Annotated in this window: 25 protein-coding genes; 7 read left to right on the top strand and 18 right to left on the bottom strand. The window is 39.6% G+C overall.

Annotated features, from left to right (window positions below; all coding sequences use genetic code 11):
• Nucleotides 1-8: 8 nt before the first annotated feature.
• The gene (locus tag NST81_RS04055; protein WP_003353499.1) at nucleotides 9-1370 is read right to left on the bottom strand and encodes an IS4 family transposase; all 1362 of its coding nucleotides are present in this window, start codon (nucleotides 1368-1370) and stop codon (nucleotides 9-11) included.
• 456 nt (nucleotides 1371-1826) lie between these two features.
• Between NST81_RS04055 and NST81_RS04050 the strand changes: the two genes are divergently transcribed.
• On the top strand, nucleotides 1827-2027 hold the full coding sequence (locus NST81_RS04050) for a helix-turn-helix transcriptional regulator (protein WP_003354701.1): 201 nt from the start codon (nucleotides 1827-1829) through the stop codon (nucleotides 2025-2027).
• 994 nt (nucleotides 2028-3021) lie between these two features.
• On the opposite strand, the gene pdaA is transcribed toward NST81_RS04050, so the two are convergent.
• The 5 genes from pdaA to cax form a co-directional block, all read right to left on the bottom strand.
• Nucleotides 3022-3810 (bottom strand): delta-lactam-biosynthetic de-N-acetylase, encoded by a 789-nt coding sequence (gene pdaA, locus NST81_RS04045; RefSeq protein WP_328201959.1) that lies wholly within the window; start codon nucleotides 3808-3810, stop codon nucleotides 3022-3024.
• A 168-nt stretch (nucleotides 3811-3978) separates the two neighbouring features.
• On the bottom strand, nucleotides 3979-5535 hold the full coding sequence (locus NST81_RS04040; RefSeq protein WP_328201957.1) for a fumarate hydratase: 1557 nt from the start codon (nucleotides 5533-5535) through the stop codon (nucleotides 3979-3981).
• A gap of 249 nt (nucleotides 5536-5784) precedes the next feature.
• Entirely contained in the window at nucleotides 5785-5964 is a 180-nt protein-coding gene (locus NST81_RS04035; protein ID WP_003354697.1) for an SE1561 family protein, read from the bottom strand.
• A 156-nt stretch (nucleotides 5965-6120) separates the two neighbouring features.
• Nucleotides 6121-6921, bottom strand: a complete 801-nt coding sequence (locus NST81_RS04030) for a YfkD famly protein (RefSeq protein ID WP_048622723.1) — start codon at nucleotides 6919-6921, stop codon at nucleotides 6121-6123.
• Nucleotides 6922-7144: 223 nt separating this feature from the next.
• Nucleotides 7145-8197, bottom strand: a complete 1053-nt coding sequence (gene cax / locus NST81_RS04025; protein WP_328201955.1) for a calcium/proton exchanger — start codon at nucleotides 8195-8197, stop codon at nucleotides 7145-7147.
• A 544-nt stretch (nucleotides 8198-8741) separates the two neighbouring features.
• On the opposite strand from cax, the gene NST81_RS04020 reads away from it, so the two are divergent.
• Nucleotides 8742-10706, top strand: a complete 1965-nt coding sequence (locus NST81_RS04020; RefSeq protein ID WP_327824522.1) for a heavy metal translocating P-type ATPase — start codon at nucleotides 8742-8744, stop codon at nucleotides 10704-10706.
• A 229-nt stretch (nucleotides 10707-10935) separates the two neighbouring features.
• On the opposite strand, the gene NST81_RS04015 is transcribed toward NST81_RS04020, so the two are convergent.
• The gene (locus NST81_RS04015; RefSeq protein ID WP_048622720.1) at nucleotides 10936-11301 is read right to left on the bottom strand and encodes a hypothetical protein; all 366 of its coding nucleotides are present in this window, start codon (nucleotides 11299-11301) and stop codon (nucleotides 10936-10938) included.
• Between the two features lie 12 nt (nucleotides 11302-11313).
• Nucleotides 11314-11784: a low molecular weight protein-tyrosine-phosphatase gene (locus NST81_RS04010; protein ID WP_003354691.1), complete on the bottom strand. Its 471-nt coding sequence runs from the start codon at nucleotides 11782-11784 to the stop codon at nucleotides 11314-11316.
• 180 nt (nucleotides 11785-11964) lie between these two features.
• On the opposite strand from NST81_RS04010, the gene NST81_RS04005 reads away from it, so the two are divergent.
• Both NST81_RS04005 and NST81_RS04000 read left to right on the top strand, forming a co-directional pair.
• Nucleotides 11965-13326, top strand: coding sequence for an IS1182 family transposase (locus NST81_RS04005; RefSeq protein WP_341027798.1), 1362 nt, complete (start codon nucleotides 11965-11967; stop codon nucleotides 13324-13326).
• Between the two features lie 264 nt (nucleotides 13327-13590).
• Nucleotides 13591-13812, top strand: coding sequence for a DUF1128 domain-containing protein (locus NST81_RS04000; protein WP_040341556.1), 222 nt, complete (start codon nucleotides 13591-13593; stop codon nucleotides 13810-13812).
• A gap of 15 nt (nucleotides 13813-13827) precedes the next feature.
• Here NST81_RS04000 and map read toward each other — a convergent pair whose 3' ends face one another.
• The 7 genes from map to NST81_RS03965 form a co-directional block, all read right to left on the bottom strand.
• Entirely contained in the window at nucleotides 13828-14601 is a 774-nt protein-coding gene (map, locus tag NST81_RS03995) for a type I methionyl aminopeptidase (protein WP_048622719.1), read from the bottom strand.
• A gap of 210 nt (nucleotides 14602-14811) precedes the next feature.
• Nucleotides 14812-15327, bottom strand: a complete 516-nt coding sequence (locus NST81_RS03990; protein ID WP_003354688.1) for a type 1 glutamine amidotransferase domain-containing protein — start codon at nucleotides 15325-15327, stop codon at nucleotides 14812-14814.
• Between the two features lie 76 nt (nucleotides 15328-15403).
• Nucleotides 15404-16156, bottom strand: a complete 753-nt coding sequence (gene motB / locus NST81_RS03985; RefSeq protein ID WP_048622718.1) for a flagellar motor protein MotB — start codon at nucleotides 16154-16156, stop codon at nucleotides 15404-15406.
• Entirely contained in the window at nucleotides 16143-16946 is an 804-nt protein-coding gene (gene motA / locus NST81_RS03980; RefSeq protein WP_048622717.1) for a flagellar motor stator protein MotA, read from the bottom strand. The genes motB and motA overlap by 14 nt, the downstream gene beginning before the upstream one ends.
• Before the next feature lie 185 nt (nucleotides 16947-17131).
• Nucleotides 17132-17359: a hypothetical protein gene (locus NST81_RS03975; RefSeq protein WP_341028539.1), complete on the bottom strand. Its 228-nt coding sequence runs from the start codon at nucleotides 17357-17359 to the stop codon at nucleotides 17132-17134.
• Nucleotide 17360: 1 nt separating this feature from the next.
• On the bottom strand, nucleotides 17361-17525 hold the full coding sequence (locus tag NST81_RS03970; protein ID WP_341028538.1) for a DnaJ family domain-containing protein: 165 nt from the start codon (nucleotides 17523-17525) through the stop codon (nucleotides 17361-17363).
• 80 nt (nucleotides 17526-17605) lie between these two features.
• A complete protein-coding gene (locus tag NST81_RS03965; protein ID WP_003354683.1) occupies nucleotides 17606-17848 on the bottom strand; it encodes a hypothetical protein in 243 nt (80 codons plus the stop codon).
• Between the two features lie 625 nt (nucleotides 17849-18473).
• Between NST81_RS03965 and NST81_RS03960 the strand changes: the two genes are divergently transcribed.
• Nucleotides 18474-19343: a YitT family protein gene (locus NST81_RS03960; protein ID WP_048622715.1), complete on the top strand. Its 870-nt coding sequence runs from the start codon at nucleotides 18474-18476 to the stop codon at nucleotides 19341-19343.
• A gap of 114 nt (nucleotides 19344-19457) precedes the next feature.
• Here NST81_RS03960 and hmpA read toward each other — a convergent pair whose 3' ends face one another.
• Nucleotides 19458-20669, bottom strand: coding sequence for an NO-inducible flavohemoprotein (gene hmpA, locus NST81_RS03955; protein WP_328202922.1), 1212 nt, complete (start codon nucleotides 20667-20669; stop codon nucleotides 19458-19460).
• A 198-nt stretch (nucleotides 20670-20867) separates the two neighbouring features.
• Between hmpA and NST81_RS03950 the strand changes: the two genes are divergently transcribed.
• Nucleotides 20868-21314: an RrF2 family transcriptional regulator gene (locus NST81_RS03950; protein WP_003354680.1), complete on the top strand. Its 447-nt coding sequence runs from the start codon at nucleotides 20868-20870 to the stop codon at nucleotides 21312-21314.
• Here the strand turns inward: NST81_RS03950 and NST81_RS03945 are convergent, their stop codons facing one another.
• Complete coding sequence (locus NST81_RS03945; protein WP_048622713.1) at nucleotides 21315-21674, bottom strand: DUF488 domain-containing protein; 360 nt, start codon at nucleotides 21672-21674, stop codon at nucleotides 21315-21317.
• A gap of 131 nt (nucleotides 21675-21805) precedes the next feature.
• Between NST81_RS03945 and NST81_RS03940 the strand changes: the two genes are divergently transcribed.
• The gene (locus NST81_RS03940) at nucleotides 21806-23032 is read left to right on the top strand and encodes an aminopeptidase (protein ID WP_061778489.1); all 1227 of its coding nucleotides are present in this window, start codon (nucleotides 21806-21808) and stop codon (nucleotides 23030-23032) included.
• A gap of 221 nt (nucleotides 23033-23253) precedes the next feature.
• On the opposite strand, the gene NST81_RS03935 is transcribed toward NST81_RS03940, so the two are convergent.
• Entirely contained in the window at nucleotides 23254-24156 is a 903-nt protein-coding gene (locus NST81_RS03935; protein ID WP_048622711.1) for a LysR family transcriptional regulator, read from the bottom strand.
• Between the last annotated feature and the right edge of the window lie 16 nt (nucleotides 24157-24172).

Here is a 24172-nt window from a genome sequence, read left to right as displayed (position 1 = left end):
TAATTAACTCAACTTTCGCACACAGAAATATGGAGACAGTCCTTGATATAACGAGGTAAAGAAGTAATCCAATTGGACAGTTGACACTGAAAAATGTCCATACTCAAATAAACCTTAGCTTCAGCCAAAGTTTGGAAAAGAGAAATCAATTGTAGTAAAGCCGTTTTAAAGTCCATCTCCTTTACTTCGTCACATAGAAACAAGAATAAGTTGCCCATGGTCTTCGGATCCTCTTCTTTCCGAAGTTGCCAAGCAATCAAGATATACCGAGTGAAGACAATGGTAGTATGGCTAATCATCATGTCATAGGAACGACCTTGAAACTCTTTGGCTAAATGTAAAAACGATTTACTGAATTTAAAAAAGGTTTCAATGTCCCAACGCATCCCATAGATTCGAACGATTTCTTCATTAGACAGCGTGGTATCTGTACTCAAAATGGCTAGCCATTCACTTTGGTTGTTTCGATTCCGCACAAACACGATTTTCACTGGTAAACCCGTATGAAGGGTTGCGTGAATCGAGCCGAGTGTTTCTTTTTTGCCAATGTCTCGTTTCGCTTTTCGATACAGTTGTTCCAAGGTTAAACGTTCTCCGTTGAAAAGATACCGTTGTTTCAGCTGTTTGACCATACCAATGACAAAAAGGCCTTTGGAGTGAATCTTCTCCACCAACGGGGCATGAGTAAACCATGTATCCATGAGCACATAATCAGCGAAAATTCCTTTATCCAATGCATGTTCTACTAATTTCAACACCATGTTTGGTTTTGCTTCCAATGCCTCGAGCCGTCGTTTGTAGCCTGTGGTTCGTTTATCAATGGACGAATGGATTTCGTTCAAGCGATTCTTTTGGTTCGCTGAACTCAAAAGAGCGAAATCGATAGGTACAAATGTAAAGCCATCGGACCATCCGAGCGTTAATAGTTGAAAACCATTGACAAACTGACGAGTGGAATGATCGAATACTTTAGCTAGAAGCTCAACCGATTTACTACGGTTACGAGAATAAATCGAATCGTCTACAATAAACACGGTAACACGGCGCTTCGAAATCGTTTGTTTCACACGACGAATCACTTCGGAGCTCAGAGATAGTAAAAAGGTTCTCCAGTTATACGTAGACGAGTTCAAAAAACGATAAATGGTATCTTTTCCTGGTAAATCGGCAGCCTTTTTGCTTTGTAAGGCGTGGTACCAGTTTCTGTATTGAAAAACAAGAAGAAATAATAGTTGAAAAATCGATAAACAAGAATAACCACAAGCCTTGATAATTCCTGCTTTTCTTAAATGATTACCAATTTGTAATTCAGAAAATCCGTCTTTTATTTCTTTTGGTAATTGCGCAAAATACTCTTTTTTCGTTATCATAATGGTGACACCTTTCTTTCTTTGGTTTTTTTGGTTTGGTCACCAATAGTTTACCAAAAGAAAGAGGTGTCTTTTTGTTTTTTAGACGAATTTTTTCAGTGTCAAGTGAATATGAGATACCCAAAGAAACCTATCAAATCAAGGATTATTCATAAATTTTTCACTGCGAAAGTTGAGTAATTAACCTTATGTTGTTATATCGTCTCCTACTTACTTAGAGATACATCAATGGCTGCGCAAACGTTCTGTATTTCTTTTTCGACTTCCTCTTTATCTTACCCATGTAAAGAAAAAACTAAGTATTGATATATATGAAAGAGGACATCCTAACCCAAGCCTTTCGTTCAATCATGCAAAAAACTTTTGACACTTTTGTCTGAAAATTATATAATAAATATATCAAAAACTTTTGACATAACAAGTATTAAGTATTATAAAAAAAGGACGGTTAACGTGATGGAGAATCGAATTCGATTGCTTCGAGAACAAAAAATGCTATCTCAAGCCCAATTAGCTGAACAATGTAATGTAACAAGGCAAACTATAAATGCCATTGAAAATGACAAGTATGATCCAACTTTAGAGTTAGCATTTAAGTTATCCAAAGTCCTCAATACCACTGTAGATGAGTTATTTTTATATGGGAGGGAAAAATAAAATGAGGAAAGCGGATGAAATGGAACGATATCAAGCTGATAAATCGACAAAAATTTTATCCTATTTCTATTCCTTAGCTCTATTAATATGGACTTTTTATGATGTCATAACTAAGGGAGAACCAGGAATACAATTTATCATTTTGTGCGTAGGCGTTATCATTTTCTTTATTTCATTGCGAATTTTTAAGAAAAAAATGTAGAAAACATTAACCTATCCCCTTCAGTTAATTGAATAAACTGTTTATTAAATAAAAAAAGGTGTTGATTGATGAACCATAACCCGAATATTGGACAAGAATGAAAACTGTGCTCCTTATTCGGGTTTTTCTATGTATTCAAAATAAAAAACTGTTAATAATGCTTAGATCGTTGGCGATTTACCTATGAGGCGAACCCTTTGATAAAAAATGTCTTATCTATATATGCATATGGTCAAACAGACTATTTATCCTGTATTCAATGGAAGTACAAATGAGATACTTACCCATTATTTATCCGCTTCTTTATAGATGGATATTGTTTTTAGAACCTTAGAAAAACTTAAAGAAGCTATATTCAAATCAATTTGCCCTGAAGCGTTCCTTCATTCAAAAAAAGGGTTCCATTACAATTATCCCTTTTTTCAATATAAAGTAATAAATGAGGGGATTCATCAAATATTTAGAAAGGAAATGGTCGGGATAATGCTCAACTGAATTCTTATTCTGCTATTTAAAGGGTGAAGTGAAATCTAAAAGATGTGAAACTGTAAGCATTAAAGCAGTCAAAAGCATCATCATGGTTGTTGTCAAAAGGAATTTAAAAATGACCCCGGTTCAATACCGAGATCATTTCTAAACAGTTTAGGCATTTCCAATACTTACCATATTTATAGGATGGTTATTTCAACCAGTCCTTCTATCCAAATTTATGGACGACACCTCCCCAAAAATATGGTTTGCGAGAGCCAACTCAATCCCGATCATAGTCCGCTGCTGGTGGGAGTTATGGGATCACTTCTTTTTGTTTTGGCTTTTTGTTAAATAATCCAAGCTTTTAAATTGATAGCCTTCTTTTTTTAAATCTTGGATGACTTTTTCTAAAGCTTCCGCGTTGTCTTTCGATACAGTATGAAGCAATAAAATCGCGCCCGGATGAGCCTGAGCCATGATGTTTTGATAGGCGTATTTCCACCCTTTTTGATTATTGGTCTGCCAGTCGACAAATGCAAGCGACCAAAGAACATGGGTATATCCTTCCTCTTTCGCCAAAGCCAATGTTCTCTCACTTAAAATCCCCCGCGGTGGACGCATATAGTTCATCTCTTTTTGCTTCGTCAATTTGGCTGTTTCCTCTTTTACTTTATTTAATTCCAGCTTTAGTTTTTCGTCGCTCACTTGCGTTAAGTCAGGGTGGCTCCAAGAATGATTTCCAACGATATGCCCTTCTTTCACCATTCTTTGCACCAGTTCGGGGGCTGTTTTTAAATAGTGTCCTGTTACAAAAAATGTCGCCGGCACATGTTCTTTTTTGAGCACGTCTAAAATTTGAGCTGTATAGCCATTTTCATATCCATTATCAAACGTTAAATAAAGAATTTTTTTGTTGCTTGGCCCTTTATAATAACTCCCGTACTTGGCCAACAGCTCGTCATATTCCTGTCCCGCTTCTGCCGGTTTTCCGTTTTGAGCTTTTTTAAATCCCCAATGAATAGGTTGATTAGAAAGCGCCGATGCAGGCGTCGCCATGAAACATGCCAGCAAAAGCGCGCTTATCCATACTATCAGTGTACGTCTTCGCATGTTATCCTTCCTTTACAACGTATTTCTTGTTGCTTTCTTGCCATGAAATGCAGGATCTGTCTTGCCTATTTTTTGTGAAAAAAAAGGATTCATGCCGACTTTTCCATTCCTTTTTCTGTAAGTTGTAAAATAAAAAAAGGATGACGAAAAGTCATCCTCCCGATAGGATTATTGAAATACAGGTTCTTTCAATTGCGCCAATTTTTCCAATGAAGATTTCTCCACATCTTCATGCAGGCTATTTCCGTGGGAATCCATCGTGACAACGGCCGTAAATCCTTTCACTCTTAAATGCCACATGGCTTCAGGAATGCCAAATTCCATTAAATCCACGCCTACTACTGATTGAATGCAATCCGCATAATATTGCGCAGCACCACCAATAGCATTCAAATATACGCCGCCATGTTCTTTTAACGCCGCCAACGTTTTCGGTCCCATGCCACCTTTTCCGATCACGGCACGGATGCCAAATTTTTTCATAATGTCTCCTTGATAAGGCTCTTCGCGAATCGAAGTAGTCGGACCAGCCGCTTTGACATGCCAATTTCCTTCGTCATCTTTCAGCATGACCGGACCGCAGTGATAAATGATTTGACCGTTTAGATCAACTGGTGCATCATGATCCATTAAGTATTTGTGTATGGCATCACGGCCTGTATACATCATACCGTTAATTTGAACAACGTCCCCTACTTTCAGCTGGCGTATTTGTTCTTCCGTAATCGGCGCTTCTAAAGTGACGACTTTTCTTTTCGATGAATCTTCATTAGATGCTGCCGTTTCTTTTTCTGCTTCCGATAGTTCAAAAGTGACTTTTTCTCCATCTTGATACAACCATTCGGAAATGGCTCCAGTATTCAGATCAATCTTAACGCCGAGACGGCGGAATGCCCAGCAGTTATAAGCCACGGAAACAAAGAAGCTGGCAGGAATTCGGTTCATGACGCCAATTTTGCAGCCAAGGAGAGTCGTTTCTCCTCCAAATCCCATCGTTCCGATTCCTAGCTTGTTAGCATTTTCCATAATATACTCTTCCAGCTTGCGCAAATCTTCATTCGGATTGACATCATCCACCGGTCTGAATAATTGCTCTTTAGCCAAATCATATCCGGATGAACGATCTCCTCCGATTCCGACTCCAATAAATCCGGCGCTGCAGCCTTGTCCTTGAGCTTGATAAACGGCATGCAAAATACATTTACGAATGCCGTCCAAATCACGTCCCGCTCTTCCCAATCCTTCCAATTCACAAGGCAAGCTGTATTGAATGTTTTTATTTTCGCATCCGCCGCCTTTTAAAATCAAACGGACATCTATATAATCTTCTTCCCACTGCTCGAATTTAATGACAGGCGTCCCGGCTCCAATATTATTTCCAGAGTTCTTGCCCGTTAAGGAATCGACCGAATTAGGACGCAATTTTCCATCTTTTGTCGCCTGTTCGATCGCCTCATAAATCGCCTGTTTTAACTTGATTTGGTTCACTCCGACTGGTGTTTTGATTTTAAAAGTAGGCAGCCCCGTATCTTGGCAAATAGGCGAAACATTGTCATCGGCCATTTGAATATTTTGGGTAATAGTAGCTAAGCTCATAGCCGCTCTTGTACCGGCATTTTCTTTCCTTTTAGCAGCCAAAATGGCTCGGCGGACATCTTTTGGCAAATTAGTGGAAGTCTCTACAATCAATTGGTACATACTCTCTTTAAACTTTTCGAAATCCATGTTTTCCCCTCTCCCTTTTACTGCAAAAAATATGTATTGACAAAATAGACAAAAAATTTCCCCTATCATTATACTTTGTGAGCTGAAGGTTGAAAAGACAAATATGGAATCGGTTACAAAAAAGTTTATGGAAACGCCGTGCTTGCAGTCATGAAAGACGCATTGCACAGCTCTTCTTTTTTCATGCAACACTAAATGGGTGAAACGTTCATAAGTGGAAAATAACAAGCAGCCGAAAAAAAACGGCTGCTATCTGTCGCGAAACTGCTTGTATTTTTCTTCTATTTCCTCGACGATTTGAATTAATCGATCGATATCTTCAATATCCGTTGATTCTGGTTCCAATGAATCCAATACCGTCAAAAACATGTTCAGTCTCTCTTTTAAATAGCTCAGCTGTTTATTTGTATCATAAATTGTTTTCCCCACTATTTTCTCTCCCTTCTTTTTTATCATAATCAAGCTTTTTCAAAAAAGCAATTTGCACCGCAAGAAACCCTGTTTCCAACAAAAGACCAGACACCTAACACAAGCGGATGATAATGGTTCATCCTCCTGCTTTGGTTCTGGCCTTCATCATTCTTTCTATTTAGGTTCGCTCGATGTGACGAAGGCAAACGTCACATGGTCCTGAATGGGAATCCACGCTCCAATTCCTTGTGAGGTTACATTCTTGACAACAATCGATCTTTTCATTCCTTTCAGTACAATAAATACTTCTCCATACGTAACTTTTCCTTTTTCATTCACCGCGGGTGCGTATGCATATAAATAGCCAAGCCTTTGTGCCGGGATATTATAAACCTGGCTTTTTTTCGTACCGGCTCCAATCGTTGTTGAAAATGAAAGTGGAAGTTTTGTTTTTTGTGCCGCAGTCAGCATCATCATTTTCTGAACATCATCTGCATGTGGAATTTTAGCGGTTAAACCGCCTTTAATCTGTTTTTGCATTTCCTGTACATAATGGATTTTGTAATTGGCATTACCGCCGCGGTTATCAAAATAATTCGTATTGATTTTTTGATATTCCCAATTGGGAACCGTTTCGCTCGATTCATAATTAAGAGGCCATTCCCCCAAATAAATAGTGGCTCTCAATCCGATAGCAAAGGGTGTTTTGTTAATGGAAGTTTCATTCAACATTCGAATTAAATCGGGATTTTCAATTTTCACTTTAGATGTACTCAGCAAATCCTTCGTAAATTCGCTTGGCTGCAAAGATGGGAGATCTTGCGTCGGGTTCGGATAGGTGTTTTCTTTCGCTATATTCATCACAGATGAAGGCATTTGATAATGCCGATTGTCGCTTTTTATGGCCGCCTCCGCAGCCGTTACGGTGAACAGGGATAGAAAGAAAGTTATCAGGACAATGCGGTACACTTTCATGAATGCTTTACTCCCTTCTCTTCGATGTCTACTTTTTTATAGAGTTTCCCATATTCTTTTTCCTATCCCTTTTTCAAGAAAAAAGAGAACGGCTATGATAGGTAAAAAAGCTTATGAAAATGAAAAACGCTGACTAATTGTCAGCGTTTAAGAATAAACCAATCTCTTTCATTAAAATAGAATTTTTAATCACTGCTTATTCTTCCATACCAGATTTTGTTTGCTACAGCAAATAAAATCCTATTCCCATTATGAAATAGGCGGCTATTAATGTCAGCCCTTCAAACCAGTTCGATTCTCCGTCGTTTTGGATGACAATCGTCAACAAGACGGCCGTGACCATGGAAATTAATTCTGGCAACGTAAAGATTAACGGCATAGACTGTTCAAAAAACATCGATGCGAGCACCAATATCGGCGCTACAAACATAGCTACTTGGAGTGTAGAGCCGATGGCAATTTCCACTGCGATATCCATTTTATTTTTCATGGACATAAGAACGGCAGAAGCATGCTCCGCTGCATTTCCGACTATGGCGACTATAATGACCCCGATAAACAATTCACTCCAGCCGAATTTGTCCGCCACAACTTCAAATGTATGTACCAGATTTTCAGAAACGTAAGCCACTGCAATCGTCGCCAACGCCAATATAACCATGGCTTTCCCTTTTTTCCATTCCGGCTCTTCATGCTCTTCCTGACTTTCTTGTGTGGAATGATACACTCCGCGATGAGTAACCAATTTAAAGTACAAGGCAGCCAAGTACAAGAGAATCATGATTACTGCAATCCCAATGCTTAATGAAAAAGTTTTGTCTCCAGTCATCTTTAATGAAAAAATTTCCGGGATAACAAAGGCCACAATGACAGCAAACATTAACAGCCCGGAATTATGTCTGGCGTCATACACATTAAACTTTTGCCTTTTAAATTTCAGTCCCCCTAAAAAAAAGGAAAGCCCGGCAACTAAAAGCAGATTTCCTAAAACCGAACCAGTCAAAGAAGCCAATACAACTTCAACAAGACCCGCTTTTAAAGAAAAAATAGAAATAATTAATTCAACGGCATTTCCAAATGTCGCATTTAAAAGTCCGCCAATTCTGGGCCCGGCAATAATGGCCAAACTTTCTGTCGCTCTGCCCATATAACTGGCCAATGCAATAATGGTGAAACAATAAACGACAAACATCATGACAGCTGGCCAATGAAGCAGAGCCCCTATAACGGACAAAGGAACCCCGGCAAATACCATAATGGCAAAAATTTTATTCATAAACAAACCTCATTTCTTTCTAAATAATTTCACGAGTACAGGAATCCGGTATTGAATTTTTCCAAGAAGGTTGGTCTTAAGCAAAACGCTAAAAAGGCTTGTCAGATGTTTTTCCAAGTTTCTATTATAAATTTTTTCACTTCTTATGAAAGCCGTTAACCTTTTAGTCCCTTTTTCATAACATTTTTGAATATACCATTTTTATACATTATACATCAAATTTTTTTGTCTTGCCTTTTTATCACTATTCATTATTTTCAATTTCATTGCTTGTAAAGAAGATGCAACCCCTTTTTCCGAATCAAAACTTCTTTTTCTGGAATGAGTTCTATCCCGCTTTTTCAATATAAGAAATCTTTCTGGTTTTTATTCTTCACATCTGAAACAATGTATGTTAATATATAGCTACATTATAATAATTTTAATTTAAAAAATATATTAATCACCTTATATTACTTATTTTAATGCTATTATCAATATAATGAAGGTGATTATTATTCTCAATTAAAAAGAGTTTATTTTCAATTAAACAAGGAGGGTCACGATGAGCGCAGATGCGAATGCTTTGACAAATAAAAAAATCGTTCAAACGAAAATGGCGAAGTTGGAGAAACTGAAACCGCATCTTGAATTAATGGCAGCTTTATTAAGCGGTTTGCTTATTTTAGCAGCTTGGATAACGGAAAAAAATCATGCCGGACTGGTTCCAAGTGTGCTCTACCTGCTGGCGTTTGCTATCGGCGGGTTTGCCAAAGCAAAAGAAGGCATTGAAGAAACCATAAAAAATAAAGAATTAAATGTAGAAATATTAATGATTGTTGCAGCCATCGGATCGGCGAGCATCGGGTACTGGACAGAAGGAGCTGTTTTAATTTTTATTTTTTCTGTCAGCGGAGCTTTAGAAACGTATACCATGAATAAAAGCCAAAAAGAAATCTCTTCCTTAATGGATCTGCAGCCAGAAGAAGCGTGGCGAATCACCAACGGAAATTTAGAAAGAGTTCCCGTTTCCAGTCTTAATATCGGCGACTTGATTATCGTGAAACCGGGTGAACGTATCCCTTCTGACGGCCGGATCGTAAAGGGAAGCTCTTCTGTAGATGAATCGGCGATTACTGGGGAATCCATGCCCGTAACGAAACAACTGGGTGAAGAAGTTTTTGCCGGAACCGTCAATATCAATGGCTCCATTACTGTTGAAATTACGAAACGATCGAATGAAACTCTATTCCAAAAAATCATTGAGCTTGTCCAATCTGCTCAAAGCGAAAAATCACCTTCACAGCTTTTTATTGAAAAATTCGAAGGGCGCTATGTCAAAGTCGTGTTGGCGGTTGTCTTGCTGATGATGTTTCTACCGCATTATTTGTTTGGATGGAGTTGGAATGAAACGTTCTATCGTGCAATGGTCCTTTTAGTTGTCGCTTCTCCGTGCGCCCTAGTCGCATCCATTATGCCCGCTACTCTAGCGGCGATTTCCAATGGCGCCCGGAACGGAATCTTAGTAAAAGGCGGCGTTCACTTAGAAAATTTAAGCCATTTAAAAGCAATCGCGTTTGACAAGACCGGTACGCTGACAAAAGGAAAACCGGAAGTAACAGACATCATTGTCCGGAACGGCTTAGAAGAAGCGCATCTTATTCAAATGGCCGCTTCAATTGAAAATCAATCGAATCATCCGCTTGCACAGGCTATCGTAAAATTTGCCGAAGATAAGGAAATTCCACTTTTAGAAGTAGACCAATTGGAAGACGTGGCCGGTTCTGGTGTAAAGGCAGCGATGGGAGGCGAAGAATGGAAAATCGGCAAAGCGGAATTCGTCGGTAAGGATGAGGCGCTTTCTTTCGCAAATGGAAAAGCAAAAGAGTTGGCGTCAGAAGGAAAAACCGTCGTTTTTGTCCGCGATTCGAACGGAATTGCTGCTCTCTTTGCTTTGAAAGACAGCATTCGGCCCGATGCCAAAAAAGCCATTGATCTTCTGCGCCAAGAAGGAATTTATACGATTATGTTGACCGGAGATAGTGATAAAACAGCGTACACCATCGGGAAAGAAGCTCACTTAGACGGTTATATTGCCGAATGCCTGCCCCAGCACAAAGCGGACTATGTGAAAAAAATTATGGAAAAATACGGGACGGTCGCAATGGTTGGCGACGGCATTAATGACGCCCCTGCCTTAGCAACCGCAAACGTTGGAATTGCCATGGGAGAAGGAACAGACGCAGCGCTTGAAACGGCTGATATTATTTTGATGAAAAATGATTTAGCCAAAATTGCCAATGCGATTCAGCTTTCCAAAAGAATGAATAAAATCGTAAAACAAAATATCGTCTTTTCGATCGCAGTCATTATGTTGTTAATTTGCTCCAACTTCCTTCAAATTCTCGATCTTCCTTTCGGAGTGATCGGTCACGAAGGAAGCACGATCTTAGTGATTTTAAACGGGCTTCGGCTTTTGAAATCTCCAAAAGAAAAAGCGTTCGAAGCACAAGAATTAAAAGCTTATTAAAAAACGAGAAATCGAAAAGGGGAGCGGCCAAAACGCTCCCCCTTTTTTATGAGTTGCTGCATAAAACGTATTGAAGTTATGGAATCGATCAAGCGGATTTTCAGGTTCAGCAGCTCCGGCTTTATCATTCTGTTCGCTTATTGCTCTCTGTTATCTTTTTGACCGTTCAAGGCCTTTCATGACCTTTTCATCCAGATACCCTTCAGCGCACGATCCCAACCATAGTCCACTACTTTCCGCTTTCCGTCGTTTCCTTTTCGTTATGGATGTCTTGATAGGATGCATCCTTTTTTTCAGGCAAAAACGTATCTTTTGCTTCCGTCAGCAATTCCTTCACTTGCGGTGTTAAATCACGAAGATCCTCCACTTTTTCACGGATAAAGCCAACATCTTCATTCACTTGTTTGACCGTTTCTTTAGCTTTTTCTACTATCTCCTTAGTGGAAGAAATGATGCGATTTGGATCTTTTGCGATTTGGACAACATATTGGCACACTTTAGACATTTTAGAGCGTGTGGACTTGTCCAATAAACTGACAGCAGCCCCTGCGGCAGCACCGATGAACATTCCTGCAAAGAATTTATTTCTCCCCATTTTTTTACCCCCTTAAAGGTTATGTTCCTTTTTAATTAGCGCAAGCAGACGGTCGCAGCCTTTTTTGATCAGCTCATAAACCTCTTCAAAATTACCGGTGAAATAAGGATCAGGTACATCCTTTTGCTCAGATTCTTCCACTAAGTCAAGCAAACGAATGATGTGTGTAGTGGAAGCATCTCCAGCAAGCTTATGTAAATCATCCACGTTGCTTTGATCCATCGCCACAATATAATCGAATTTGTTTAAGTCTTCTCGCTGTACTTGGCGGGCGACAAGCCCTTCATGGTTAATTTGATATTTTTTTAATATGGACAACGTTCCATGATGAGGAGATTCTCCGATATGCCAGCCGCCGATGCCGGCTGAGTCAACCGCAATTTTTTGATCTAACTTTTCTCGTTTTACCATGTCGCGAAACATCGCCTCAGCCATGGGAGAACGACAAATATTTCCTAAGCAGACAAACAAGACGTGAATCAATCCAACCCTTCCTTTCTTTAAAGCAAATGGTATTATCATTATTCTACAAAATTTTTCATTGAAAAACGACAAAGAAATAGTGGTATTTCTTTCAGACTGTCGACAAATCCGAAAAAACCGGATTTGCCGACAGTCTTTTTTTGTATAATTAAGATACCGTAATGAATTGAGGTGGATGAAGTGCTAACAAAAAATACACAGATGAATCGTGATCAAATAGAAATGATAGCTTTAGACCAACTTGTACCTGCAGATCATTTGGTTCGTAAAATCGACGCTGCTATTGATTTTTCATTTATCTATTCGCTTGTTCAAGACATGTATTCATCGGAAAGAGGTCGACCAAGTATTGATCCAGTTGTATTGATTAAAATGGCTTTCATCCAATATACCTTCGGTATTCGTTCCATGCGAAAAACTATAGAGGAAATCGAAACGAATCTGGCTTACCGTTGGTTTCTTGGATTTGGTTTTTATGATAAGGTACCTCACTTTTCAACGTTTGGGAAAAACTACGAGCGACGCTTTAAGGATACAGACTTATTTGAACAGATATTCTATCGCATTTTGAAAGAAGCTGCAGATAAGAAGCTGATAAGCAGTGAGCATGTCTTTATTGATTCTACTCATGTCAAAGCGAGTGCGAATAAGCATAAATTTGTGAAGAAAGTGGTTCGAAAAGAAACGAAAGCCTATCAAGCACGTCTACAAGATGAGATAAATGCTGATCGAGAAGCACATGGAAAAAAGCCATTTCCTCCAGATAAATTTGGGAAAGAAGAATATAAAGAAATAAAAGAAAGTACCACTGATCCGGAAAGTGGTTACTACGTAAAAGACGAGCGAACAAAACAGTTTGCTTACTCATTCCATGCTGCTGCGGATCGAAATGGCTTTGTTTTGGGGGCTATTGTAACGCCAGGGAATATTCATGACAGTTCCGTATTGGAGCCACTTCTTGAAAAAGTCATAGAAAAACATGGAAAACCGGCTGTGGTTGCTGCTGACGCTGGATATAAAACTCCCGCCGTTGCCCAATACATATTTGAAAATGATATGACCCCTGCTTTACCTTATACTCGCCCTCGTACAAAGGATGGTTATTTCAAAAAACATGAGTATGTTTACGATGAATACTACGATTGTTATCTTTGTCCGCAAGGACAAGTGTTAAAATATGCAACTACGACGAAGGAAGGCTATCGTCAATATTTTTCTGATCCAGTCCAGTGTAAAGATTGTCCATTCCTTTCGAAGTGCACCCAAAGTAAGGAGCATAAAAAACTGATTCAGCGACATGTATGGGAATTTTATTTAGAGGAAGCTGATCATCTTCGGCATACACAAGAGAATAAGAGCATTTATGCAAGACGGAAAGAAACCATTGAACGTGTTTTTGCTGATGCAAAGGAAAAGCATGGTATGCGTTGGACAACTTTAAGAGGTTTAAAAAAATTGTCCATGCAGGCGATGCTAACTTTTGCTGCAATGAATTTGAAAAAGATGGCTTGCTGGACATGGAAAAGTCCAGCAATAACATAAAATAGACCCCTGGAGGGGTCTATTCCAAACATTTGAAAGCATAAAAGTGACAAAAGGCATCCGAAAGCGCACATTCGGATGCCTTTTGTCTACACTCTGAAAGAAATAGTGGTATTTCTTTGTCATTGTTCATAGAACACGAACGAAAGCGACCTTTCGGCTTTCAAACCATAGATCCTATCTCTTCTCGCTCGGTTTGACAGGAATGAAAAAACATGAAAATATATGAATAAGTACTAGCCGAAAAGGGAAAGGATGGATCAAGTGGATCTCTCAAAAAACACATTAGAAAATATTGAGTTTATGGTGGAAAAGATTAAAGAAAAGCTAAAAATGGTCAACGGTGATGCTTTAAAATCTACTAATTTTAGTTCCGACAAATATGAAGAACTAAAAGAAATTTATGAACTAGTACAGAGAAAAAATCATTTCAGCCCTAATGAAATGCAAGCGATTGTGGAAGAACTCGGATATTTGAGAAAGTAAGGAAAAACTGCCGGTTTAGTGGGAGCCGGCAGTTTTTTCTTCCTCTTGATCGGTTAGTATGAGAATTCCGTCCTTTGTAACAGCGATCGTATGCTCATATTGAGCAGACAGCGATCCATCCATTGTTCTAGCCGTCCAGCCATTAGCGTCCATTTTCGTTGCCCAATGGCCTATGTTCACCATCGGTTCAATCGTAAAGACCATCCCTTCTTTTATGCGCGGACCTTTTCCAGGGAGGCCGAAATGAGGAACATCCGGTTTCTCATGAATGACCGCACCAATTCCATGGCCGATAAAATCTCGAACGACAGAAAAACCTTCCGCCTCCACATAAGTTTGAATAGCGTGGCCAATATCTCCAATTCTATTTCCTATTTTCACCTGTTCGATTCCTTTATATAACGCTGTCTTCGTTACATCTAATAATTTTTGGGTTTGTGGATCGACTTCTCCAACAGCATAAGACCAAGCCGAATCTGCCAGCCCGCCGTTTAACCGGACCACCATATCAATCGTGACAATATCTCCTTCTTTTAACGCTTGTTTCCGGGGAAATCCATGACATACTTCATCGTTGACGCTCGCGCAAGTTGCATATTCGTAGCCACGATATCCTTTTTGTTCCGGTGTCGCTCCGTGTTTTTTCAAATATTCGTCCACGAAAACTTCAATGTCCCAAGTAGTCACTCCCGGCTTAATCAGTTTAGCTATTTCTTTATGGGTGGAAGCAAGAAGCTTTCCCGCTTCATGCATTTTTTCAATCTCACGTGGAGATTTCAATACGATCATGAAAATCCTACCTTTCTTTTTTGCTCCGTTTCATTTCTCAAGTTTAAGGAAACGCACAATGATATGTTTCAATATTCTATGTTTATTATATGTTTTTTTTCTTTACTTTTACAAAAAAAATGAAGGGTTTGACTCGCTGACACAATCATTTCTCGTCGTGTCAGCAAGTCAAACCCTTGACTAATGCCTTCTTCATGTCGTAAAAATGTTCTATTGCAAAAGTTTCAAGGATTCGCGATTAAACGCCGGAATATCGTCTGGTGTCCGGCTCGTTACTAATTGGTTGTCGCTTACAACCACTTCTTCATCTTTATAATGAGCGCCGGCGTATTCCATATCAACACGAATGGATTTATAGCCAGTAGCCGTTTTTCCTTCCAGAGCTTTCGCCGTGATGAGGAGCTGTGGACCATGGCAAATCGCAAATACCGGTTTTTTAGAATCCATAAAATCTTTAACAAATTGAACAAACCGGTCATCGGCACGTAATATGTCTGGTGAAAATCCTCCCGGGATCAACAAAGCATCGTAATTTTCCACTTTCGCGTTATCGATGCTTTCATCGATCGTAATAACAGCGTCGCCATGTTTGCCTTTTACCGTTTTCCCTTTTTCTTTTTCAATATTGACAATTTCATGGCCTGCTTCTTTATAGGCTTTTACAGGTTCAGTGTACTCAGAGTCTTCCACCATATCTGTTACCAATACGGCAATTTTTTTACCCATCGTTTGTTCTCCCCCTTTACGACTTTATCCGATATTTATTGTACCCCTTCTTTTGTTTATTAAACAAACATTATGCTTATTGCTGTACGTTCTTCTGTTGATTGATCGGCATAATGAGTACTTCCACGCGTCGGTTTTTAGCCCTTCCTTCCGGGGTAGAGTTGTCTGCAACCGGCTGGTATTCGCCGTATCCTTTGGCACTAAATTGGCTCGGGTCCAATTTCGGATTTTCCAAAAGAATTTTCATAAAATTGATGGCCCTCATAGCGCTTAATTCCCAGTTGGATTCAAATGAAGCCGTTTTAATCGGAACGTTATCGGTGTGTCCGCTGATAATGATTTGATGAGGAGGATTCATGACAAGTAAATTTGACAGTTCTCTAGCCATTTGAACGTCCTCTTTCCGAATGGTCGCTTTTCCGGAGTCGAATAATACATTATCTCGAATTCTCAACAAAAGTCCCTCGCTTGTCAAGGACGTGGTAATTTTATTCGTCAAATGTTTTTTTTCGATATATTGATTGATTCTTCCCTCTACTTGTTTTAATTCTTTTTCATCTTTTTTGTTCAGAATGTCATCTTTATTCGCCTTACCGTCGGGGGACGGAACCGGAGTTTGAATCGTATCGGAAAAATCCATGACCCCTGTGCTGCCTTGAAATATATCATTAAAGGTCTGCGCAAATTTTTGAAACTTTTTCGCATCGACCGCACTCATGGAAAAGAGGACAATAAATAGCGCCAAAAGCAATGTTAGCAAGTCAGAATAAGGAAGCAGCCAAGATTCACTTATACGCTCATCGTCATTCCTTTTTTTACGCTTCGCCATTTTGACTGACACCTTCCGCTTCCATCATCATATTCTTTCGTTCCTCTTGAGGCAAAAAAGAAGACAATTTTTGTTCAATAGTGCGAGGGGCCTCTCCTTCGATGATCGATAAAATTCCTTCTATCATCATTTCTTTTAATTGAACTTCTTGCTGCGATTTTCGTCTTAATTTATTGGCAAATGGATTCCACAATACATATCCGGTAAAAATCCCTAACATGGTAGCCACGAATGCTGCCGAAATGGCATGCCCTAATGCATCCGTATCCGACATATTTCCGAGGGCAGCTATTAATCCGATTACCGCTCCAAGCACCCCAAGCGAAGGAGCATATGTACCCGCTTGCAAAAAAATGGAAATTCCAACTTTGTGGCGTTCCTCCATCGCTTCAATCTCTTCCGTTAAGACATCGCGGATGTAGTCGGCATTTTGACCGTCGACCGCCAGACTTAAACCGTTCTTCAAAAAAGGGTCTTCTATCTCGTCCAGTCTTGATTCCAAGGCAAGAAGACCTTCTCTGCGGGCAATTTCCGCCCACTCCGAAAACAAACGAATCACCTCAAGCCGACTCATTAATTTTTGCTCTTTAAAAATAATCGCAAACAATTTTGGAACTTTTTTTATTTCGTTCGTTGGAAAAGCGATGGTCACAGCAGATATAGTCCCTGCAATAATGATCAAAAAAGCGGCGGGATTCGCTAATACCGAAAGGTTGACCCCCTTTAACACCATACCGACCCCAATGGCAATAATTCCGAGTATTACTCCAATAATTGTTGTCTTATCCATCATTCTCACCCTATTTACTAAATTTCTATTTCTATTGTCATGGACCGCCAATGAACGTACTGCTATTTTTAAGGTTTCATTTACTATATCGACTAAAATTGACAAACCTTAACGCAAAAAGGACAATTCATTGAAATCACGATGGTTTTTTCCTACGTTTAAACCAAGGTTATGACTTCTTTACATCAAGAATTACTGTTTGATCCGATGATCCTTTTTTCGATCTTCTGCTCATATCTTTTAAATAGAGACGAATTCGTTTTTATTTTTCTTTTAGAAAGCAGTTGATTGTATTGAATCAGCCGCTGGGACCATTGTTTTTCCAGTCTTTTTCTTTCTTGTTCATCATGGCATTGCCGGATCAGTTCTTCGATTGTCAAAAACTCTTTTCGAATCTCCTGTTCTTCCTCCATATTATCCTGCGTTTTTCATGATTCGATAAGCCATTCTCAAGTCTTCCGGAATTTCCACCATGCTGTCCATTTTCAACGGCTTCCCTTTCCCCGGAAGATCATCGAACTCTCCTTTTTCGTAAGCTGCCTTGATTTTTTCTTCCGCCAATAAAGTAAAATAATCCACTAAAACTCCCCCATGTTAAAATTGTACTATATTTTCCATTCCGAAGAACGAGCTCTGTTACAGCCATATCCTTTTTACCATTAAAGAAATTCCAAAAAAACCAAGCCTATACCTCCGATAATAAATATTAATGAAAGAAAAAGCAGAGAAGTTGAACCAATGGGTGCAGTGAATAAATCCAGTATTTCCAAAAATATTGCGGTTTTTTTGGCGCTTGGAGATAACTCTTTTATTTCCTTCCAGCTATCTTTAAAATAAATCACTCCAAACGGTAAAAGAGCAATTCCTACTACTAATAATGTAATACCTACTGCCGTTGTCAAATCACTTCCCTCACTATCTATGAAATAGATCTTTTACTGCCATTGATTACACATCATAACGAAAAACATCGCCCAATCCTAAAAAAGACAGAGAACCCAATCCCCTCCATCTGCATTCTTGCGTGTTGCATAAAAGTTTTAAAAATAAAATAAACTCGTCGAAAGTCCAAATTTTTTAAATATCGAGGATCAATATGGTATACTTATGTTAACGAGCACGTAATTCATGTTTTATCTGTTCGATCCCTATCATTGTCCACAAGTTTTGCACATTAATTTCCTCATGAAAAAACGGTTACATATTTTTCACTTTTAATTTATCACATTTAGAATGAGCAGCACTTGGAAGACGATCAAATCATCATTTTTGTATATAGTGGCAGCATGAATGGAAAAGTTGTCCCTTTTATAGGAAAGGATACTGTTTCCCCATTCAAAAAATCTTCTGTCCACTGAATGATTTCGGTGTTCATTCAAACTTCCTTTATTCCCGCATTTATCTGCTGTCTGCCTATTTCGGAGATGATTCTTGATTCGAAGCAACGTTCCAATATATTGGTGACGTGCATGAATAAAGTTTCAAAACAACCTATAAAAATAAATGGTATAGAAAGGAAAGATGCGAATGGAGAATGTGGAATACCAAAAGTTATCCAAAAAATCTATTTTGATTAACGGCATTTTTATTACATTAGGCGCCATTTTAATGGCAGTGGGATTGGAAATCTTTTTAGTTCCTAATCACATCATCGACGGCGGCATTACAGGCATTTCCATTATTTTGTCCCACCTATTAGATGTAAAACTGGGTATTTTCCTGTTTGTTCTCAATATTCCTTTTTTTATCATCGGGTACAAACAATTAGGAAAAAGATTTACGATTTCCATATTATACGGGATTATCGTTCTATCCGTTTTTACTTCGCTGCTTACTCCTGTTGCCGGTATTACTGACGATATCCTTTTAGCAGCCGTTTTTGGGGGAATTACGATCGGAGTAGGGGTCGGTCTTGTCATCCGGTTCGGGGGCGCCCTCGATGGAACAGAAATATTAGCGATTTTAATCAGCAGCAAATCGGCATTATCTGTCGGACAAATTGTCTTGTTCTTTAATATTTTTATCCTTGGAAGCGCCGGATTTGTTTTCGGCTGGGATCATGCCATGTATTCCCTTATCGCTTACTTTATCGCATTCAAAATGATCGATATCGTGGTAGAAGGATTGGAGCAATCACGTTCTGTCTGGATCATCAGTGATCGTGATACCGAAATTGGAGAAGCGCTCTTAACCAATTTAGGACGAGGCGTCACCTACTTGAACGGGGAAGGCGGATATAAAGGAACGGGCAAAAAAGTCATCTTTTGCGTCATCAACCGCTTGGAAGAGGCGCAATTAAAATCAATCGTCGACCGAATTGATCCGAACGCCTTTCTCGCCATCGGTGAAGTGGCGGAAGTAAAAGGTGGACAATTTAAAAAAAGAGGGGTCCACTAACATTGATCGGGATGCCCAATCAAGGCAAGAAGCGGAGTCCACGCAAAAACTCCGCTTTTTTTCTGCGTATACTCCGTTTAATGGCTTTTTCTCAAAGCCTGTTCAGGGAAGACGTTACATGGATTTTACTTCCAGTTGAAGAGCCGGACCGAAAAATTCATAACGGACGTTTTCCGCAGAAATCCCGATATCCGCTAAATGCTGAATAACGGACTGCATAAATGGAATCGGACCGCATACGTAACAGATACTGTTTTTCGGAAGCACTCTTTGCAAAAACTCTTTGTCGATATGTCCAAGGTGATCGCATACAGTGCTTTCATTTTCTTTCGATGAATAAGCGATATAAGATTTCCCGTTCTTGAGTCGGCTTATATGACGATCGACTTCGTCTGAAAAAGCTCGGGCCTTTTCGTTGCGTGCAGCATGAATAAATACGACTTCCCGACTGCTGTTTCCTTCTGCCAAAGTTTCCAGCATGCTCATCATTGGAGTAATTCCAACTCCGCCGCTAATCAATGCGACCGGATTGGTTTCTTCTTGATTCAACACAAAATCCCCCGCAGGAACACTAACCTCGATTGTATCGCCTTCTTTTGCCTGTTCATGCAAATAAACGGATACTTTTCCATACGGCTCATGATCCGCTTCTTTTTTCACGGAAATGCGGAAATAGTCATGAAACGGCCCGCACGATAAGCTGTATTGACGGTTCGACAAATATTGGTCTCCCGGTATTCTCAATCGAACGGTAATATATTGCCCCGGTAAATAGGAAGGAACCGGAACGCCGTCTTTCGGTTTTAAATAAAAAGAAGTGATCAGGGAACTTTCAGGCACCTTTTTTATAATTTCAAATTCTTTGAAATCTCTAAAACCGCCTTTTTGATTTTCTGCTTCTTCATAAAGTTCCTTCTCTACTTTTATAAAGACATTCGCAATTTCTTGATATGCCTCTTCCCAGGCAGACAAAATTTCATCGGTTGCAGCGTCCCCCAGCACTTCCTTTATCGCTGCCAACAAGTTTTCGCCTACAATCGGATATTGCTCCGGTTTGATCCCCAAGCTGCGGTGTTTATGAGCAATCAGCTTCACGGCCGGAAGTATCGCTTCCAATTCGTCAATATGCTTGGCAGCGGCAAGTACCGCATTCGCCAGCGCGGTTTGCTGCCGGCCTTTCTGTTGATTCGCATGATTGAAAATATTGAGCAGCTCCGGATGGTTGGAAAACATTCTTTTGTAAAAATGAGAAGTAATCTCTGTTCCTCTTTTTTCCAAAATCGGGACAGTGGATTTCACAATGTCAATTGTTTCTTGAGATAACATATTTTTCATCTCCTGAAAAGAAGTATTTTATTTGCATCTTTAAAATAGAGGAAATTAGTGCTGAAAGCAATATCAAAAATACATCTTTAATAGAACGTTCACATTTAGTGTTTTTTATTCAAATGGGGTATAATATAGTGATACTAAGAGTTGCCTTGAAATAGGGAATTTAGAAATGAAAATGTTTAGGTGATGTCATTGAGACTTACTTCTTATACAGATTACGCATTAAGAGTTCTGATATTTTTAGCAGCCAAAGGCAATGATGAACTGTCCAGCATTCGAGAAATTTCCGAAGTATATGGAATTTCCAAAAATCATTTAATGAAAATCATTTACGGACTTGGGAAAATGGGGATTATCAAAACGATCCGCGGACGAAATGGCGGAATACGGCTTGCAAAGGAACCAAAGGATATTAATATCGGAGCCGTTGTGAGACAAACAGAAGAAGATTTTCGTATTGTTGAATGTTTTGATTCCGACCATAATGTTTGTGTGATATCCCCTGTCTGTACTTTGCGGCACATATTGCACGAAGCCCTGGCCGCCTATCTTCACGTTTTAGATCAGTATACACTGGCCGATTTGGTCGCTGACCCTAAAAGCTATCGAATACACTTTATGAAACAGAGCGAAACGTAATTACGTTTCGCTCTGTTTTTCCAAAAACTCTTTCAGTACAACTGCATGATTGCGAACCGGTTCTTTTGCAGCGTATAATAATGTGACAGTATTATTTTCACCCATTTTCACGAGTTTTAAAATCGAGTTTTGCCGATCTTCGCTTTGAAGTTCATTCCAATACATTTCTTTAAAATCCAAAAATTTGCTTCGATGTTGATGAAACCATTTCCGCAATTCATGGCTTGGTGCTACTTCCTTCATCCATTCATCGATTTGTGCTTTCTCCTTTGATAACCCCCGCGGCCACAGCCGGTCAATCAATATTCTTTTCCCATCTTGTTTTGAAGCCGCTTCGTAAACACGTTTCAATTGAAACAAAAATATTCCCCCTTTCCATTGGCATTATGGCACAGTTTCTTCTCAACCGAAAGCGAGAAACGAGGGTTGCTTTGATTCAACTGAAAGTCTTGATACAATAAAGAGGACACTTTAGCAAAGAAGGGGATTAGATGGAACTATTTCAAACAAAATTAGAAAAATATGCAGAATTGGCAGTAAAGGTTGGCGTCAATATTCAAAAAGGACAAACACTCGTCATTAATGCTGGTCTAGAAGCGGCTGACTTCGTACGGCTTATTACCAAAAAAGCTTATGAAGCCGGCGCCAAACATGTCTATGTCGATTGGCACGATGACGCCATCTCCCGAATGAAATATGAGCTGGCGCCAGATGAAGCGTTCGACGATTATCCGATTTGGCGGGCAAAAGAAAAAGAAGAACTGGCTGAACAAGGAGCGGCGTTTATTTCCGTACTTTCTTCCAGTCCCGACCTTTTAAAAGGCGTGAATCCGGAACGAATCAGCCGCTATCAAAAGGCAGCTGGACAAGCGTTGACTAAGTTCCGCCAATACATTCAATCGGACAAAGTCAGTTGGACGATCATCGCTGCCGCTTCACAAGCATGGGCCAAAAAAGTTTTTCCAAACGAAGAAAAACCTGTGGAAAAATTATGGGAAGCCATTTTTGATGCAGTAAGAATTGGACAAGCGGATCCCATTGCGGCTTGGCAAAAACATGATAAGATTCTTCATGAAAAAGTTGAATATTTAAATCAAAAAAGGTTTCATAAGCTTCATTACAAAGCACCCGGCACCGATTTGACCATTGAGCTCCCTGAAAACCATATTTGGGTGGGAGCTGGAAGCATCAATGAAAACGGTGTGGCATTTATGGCCAATATGCCGACGGAAGAAGTATTTACCGCGCCCAAAAAAACGGGAGTCAATGGATATGTATCTAATACCAAGCCGTTGAGCTATGGAGGAAATATTATCGATGGCTTTACCATTACATTCAAAAACGGAAGAATTGTCGATGTGAAAGCGAAAGAAGGAGAAGAAATACTAAAGAAACTGGTAGAAACAGATGAAGGATCTCATTTTTTAGGAGAAGTAGCGCTTGTACCCCACCACTCACCTATCTCTGAATCGGGAATTCTTTTTTACAATACATTATTTGACGAAAATGCCTCCAATCACCTCGCGATCGGAAGCGCTTATGCTTTTTGCATCGAAGGCGGAAAGCAAATGTCGAAAGAGGAATTGGAAGAAAACGGACTGAATACAAGCATCACCCACGTGGACTTTATGATCGGATCAGAATCCATGGATATTGACGGCATCACCAAAGACGGAAAAACCGAACCGATTTTCCGCAATGGAAATTGGGCATTTTAAAAAAATTCCTTTATTGGAACGTTCCATTATTAAAAATAACTTTGATTCCATTCAATCTGAATCTAAGTGGAATGAACTTGCTCCACTTTAATAGGATTTAAAAGGCTCTGTTCGAATCCAAAATTTTCGTCCTTCCTAAACAAATCGGCGATCAGCCTTTCAGAAAGGCGCTTGATTAAAAGGAACCAAGAACAGAGCCTTTCTCTTTTTCCCCCTTCATCCTAAAAACTAAATTGATTCAACCGTTCATAATATTGTTTGAGAAAATCAAAAAAGAGTTTTTCCGTCGGCGGAAGATCTCGGCTTTTCGGGTAAATAACCCCGACCGTCCTGGTTATGATCGGATCGCTCACCGTGATGCTCACGGTTTCAGGGCTGGATTGCTCATCAAGCGTTGATTCCGGAAGAAGACTAATCCCAAGTCCCGCTTCCACTAAGCCTTTTATCGTATAGATATCTTCGCTTTCGAATGCGACATCAGGCTCAAATCCCACTTGCCGACAAGCATCCATCACCATTTTTCTCATATCGTAACCTGTTTGAAAAAGTACGAATGGCTCTTTTCTCAATTCATAAAGCCGAATTTCTTTTTTTTGGGCCAAAGGGTGATGAAACGGAAGTAGAGCTCTCATCCTTTCAGAAAAGAAAATATGGGTGTTTATTTTGGAATCCGTCGGAACCGGTGAAACAAACGCCAAATCAATTTCCCCGTTTTCCACCAGTCCTCGCAATTCCTTATTGGATCCTTGCCAAAATTTAAATCCAATCTCCGGATATTGTTTTCTAAATGCGGATATTACTCTCGGCAGCGTTTTAGCGGCCAATGAATTAGGAAAACCAATTCGGATCATTCCCTGTTTTGGATTTAAGTAGTCTTTGACTGCTTTAACCGATTTGTCGATCTCCTCCATTGCATTTTCAATATGTTCTAAAAAAATTTTGCCTATATGAGTTAACTTGACATTTCGACCATCTCTGGCAAACAAAACGACTCCGAGCTCATCTTCCAGCCGAGCGATCTGTCTGCTCACCGCCGACTGAGCAACATGAAGCTGATTGGCTGCCTCAGTCACATGTTCTTGCTTGGCCACTTCTATAAAATATTTAATTTGGCGCAGTTCCAATCTTCTTCTCCCCTTT

It is taken from the genome of Bacillus sp. FSL W8-0223 (assembly GCF_038006805.1).
GTDB lineage: Bacteria > Bacillota > Bacilli > Bacillales > DSM-4216 > Bacillus_O > Bacillus_O smithii.
The sequence above is the reverse complement of the archived record's forward strand: the minus strand, read 5'-3'. Positions and strand labels throughout refer to the sequence as shown.

Bases quoted from the DNA above. Each gene is read 5' to 3' on its own strand.
- NST81_RS04055 (WP_003353499.1), bottom strand. From the start codon at position 1,370: ATGATAACGAAAAAAGAGTATTTTGCGCAATTACCAAAAGAAATAAAA.
- NST81_RS04050 (WP_003354701.1), top strand. From the start codon at position 1,827: ATGGAGAATCGAATTCGATTGCTTCGAGAACAAAAAATGCTATCTCAA.
- pdaA (WP_328201959.1), bottom strand. From the start codon at position 3,810: ATGCGAAGACGTACACTGATAGTATGGATAAGCGCGCTTTTGCTGGCA.
- NST81_RS04040 (WP_328201957.1), bottom strand. From the start codon at position 5,535: ATGGATTTCGAAAAGTTTAAAGAGAGTATGTACCAATTGATTGTAGAG.
- NST81_RS04030 (WP_048622723.1), bottom strand. From the start codon at position 6,921: ATGAAAGTGTACCGCATTGTCCTGATAACTTTCTTTCTATCCCTGTTC.
- cax (WP_328201955.1), bottom strand. From the start codon at position 8,197: ATGAATAAAATTTTTGCCATTATGGTATTTGCCGGGGTTCCTTTGTCC.
- NST81_RS04020 (WP_327824522.1), top strand. From the start codon at position 8,742: ATGAGCGCAGATGCGAATGCTTTGACAAATAAAAAAATCGTTCAAACG.
- NST81_RS04015 (WP_048622720.1), bottom strand. From the start codon at position 11,301: ATGGGGAGAAATAAATTCTTTGCAGGAATGTTCATCGGTGCTGCCGCA.
- map (WP_048622719.1), bottom strand. From the start codon at position 14,601: ATGATCGTATTGAAATCTCCACGTGAGATTGAAAAAATGCATGAAGCG.
- NST81_RS03990 (WP_003354688.1), bottom strand. From the start codon at position 15,327: ATGGGTAAAAAAATTGCCGTATTGGTAACAGATATGGTGGAAGACTCT.
- motB (WP_048622718.1), bottom strand. From the start codon at position 16,156: ATGGCGAAGCGTAAAAAAAGGAATGACGATGAGCGTATAAGTGAATCT.
- motA (WP_048622717.1), bottom strand. From the start codon at position 16,946: ATGGATAAGACAACAATTATTGGAGTAATACTCGGAATTATTGCCATT.
- NST81_RS03975 (WP_341028539.1), bottom strand. From the start codon at position 17,359: ATGGAGGAAGAACAGGAGATTCGAAAAGAGTTTTTGACAATCGAAGAA.
- NST81_RS03960 (WP_048622715.1), top strand. From the start codon at position 18,474: ATGGAGAATGTGGAATACCAAAAGTTATCCAAAAAATCTATTTTGATT.
- hmpA (WP_328202922.1), bottom strand. From the start codon at position 20,669: ATGTTATCTCAAGAAACAATTGACATTGTGAAATCCACTGTCCCGATT.
- NST81_RS03940 (WP_061778489.1), top strand. From the start codon at position 21,806: ATGGAACTATTTCAAACAAAATTAGAAAAATATGCAGAATTGGCAGTA.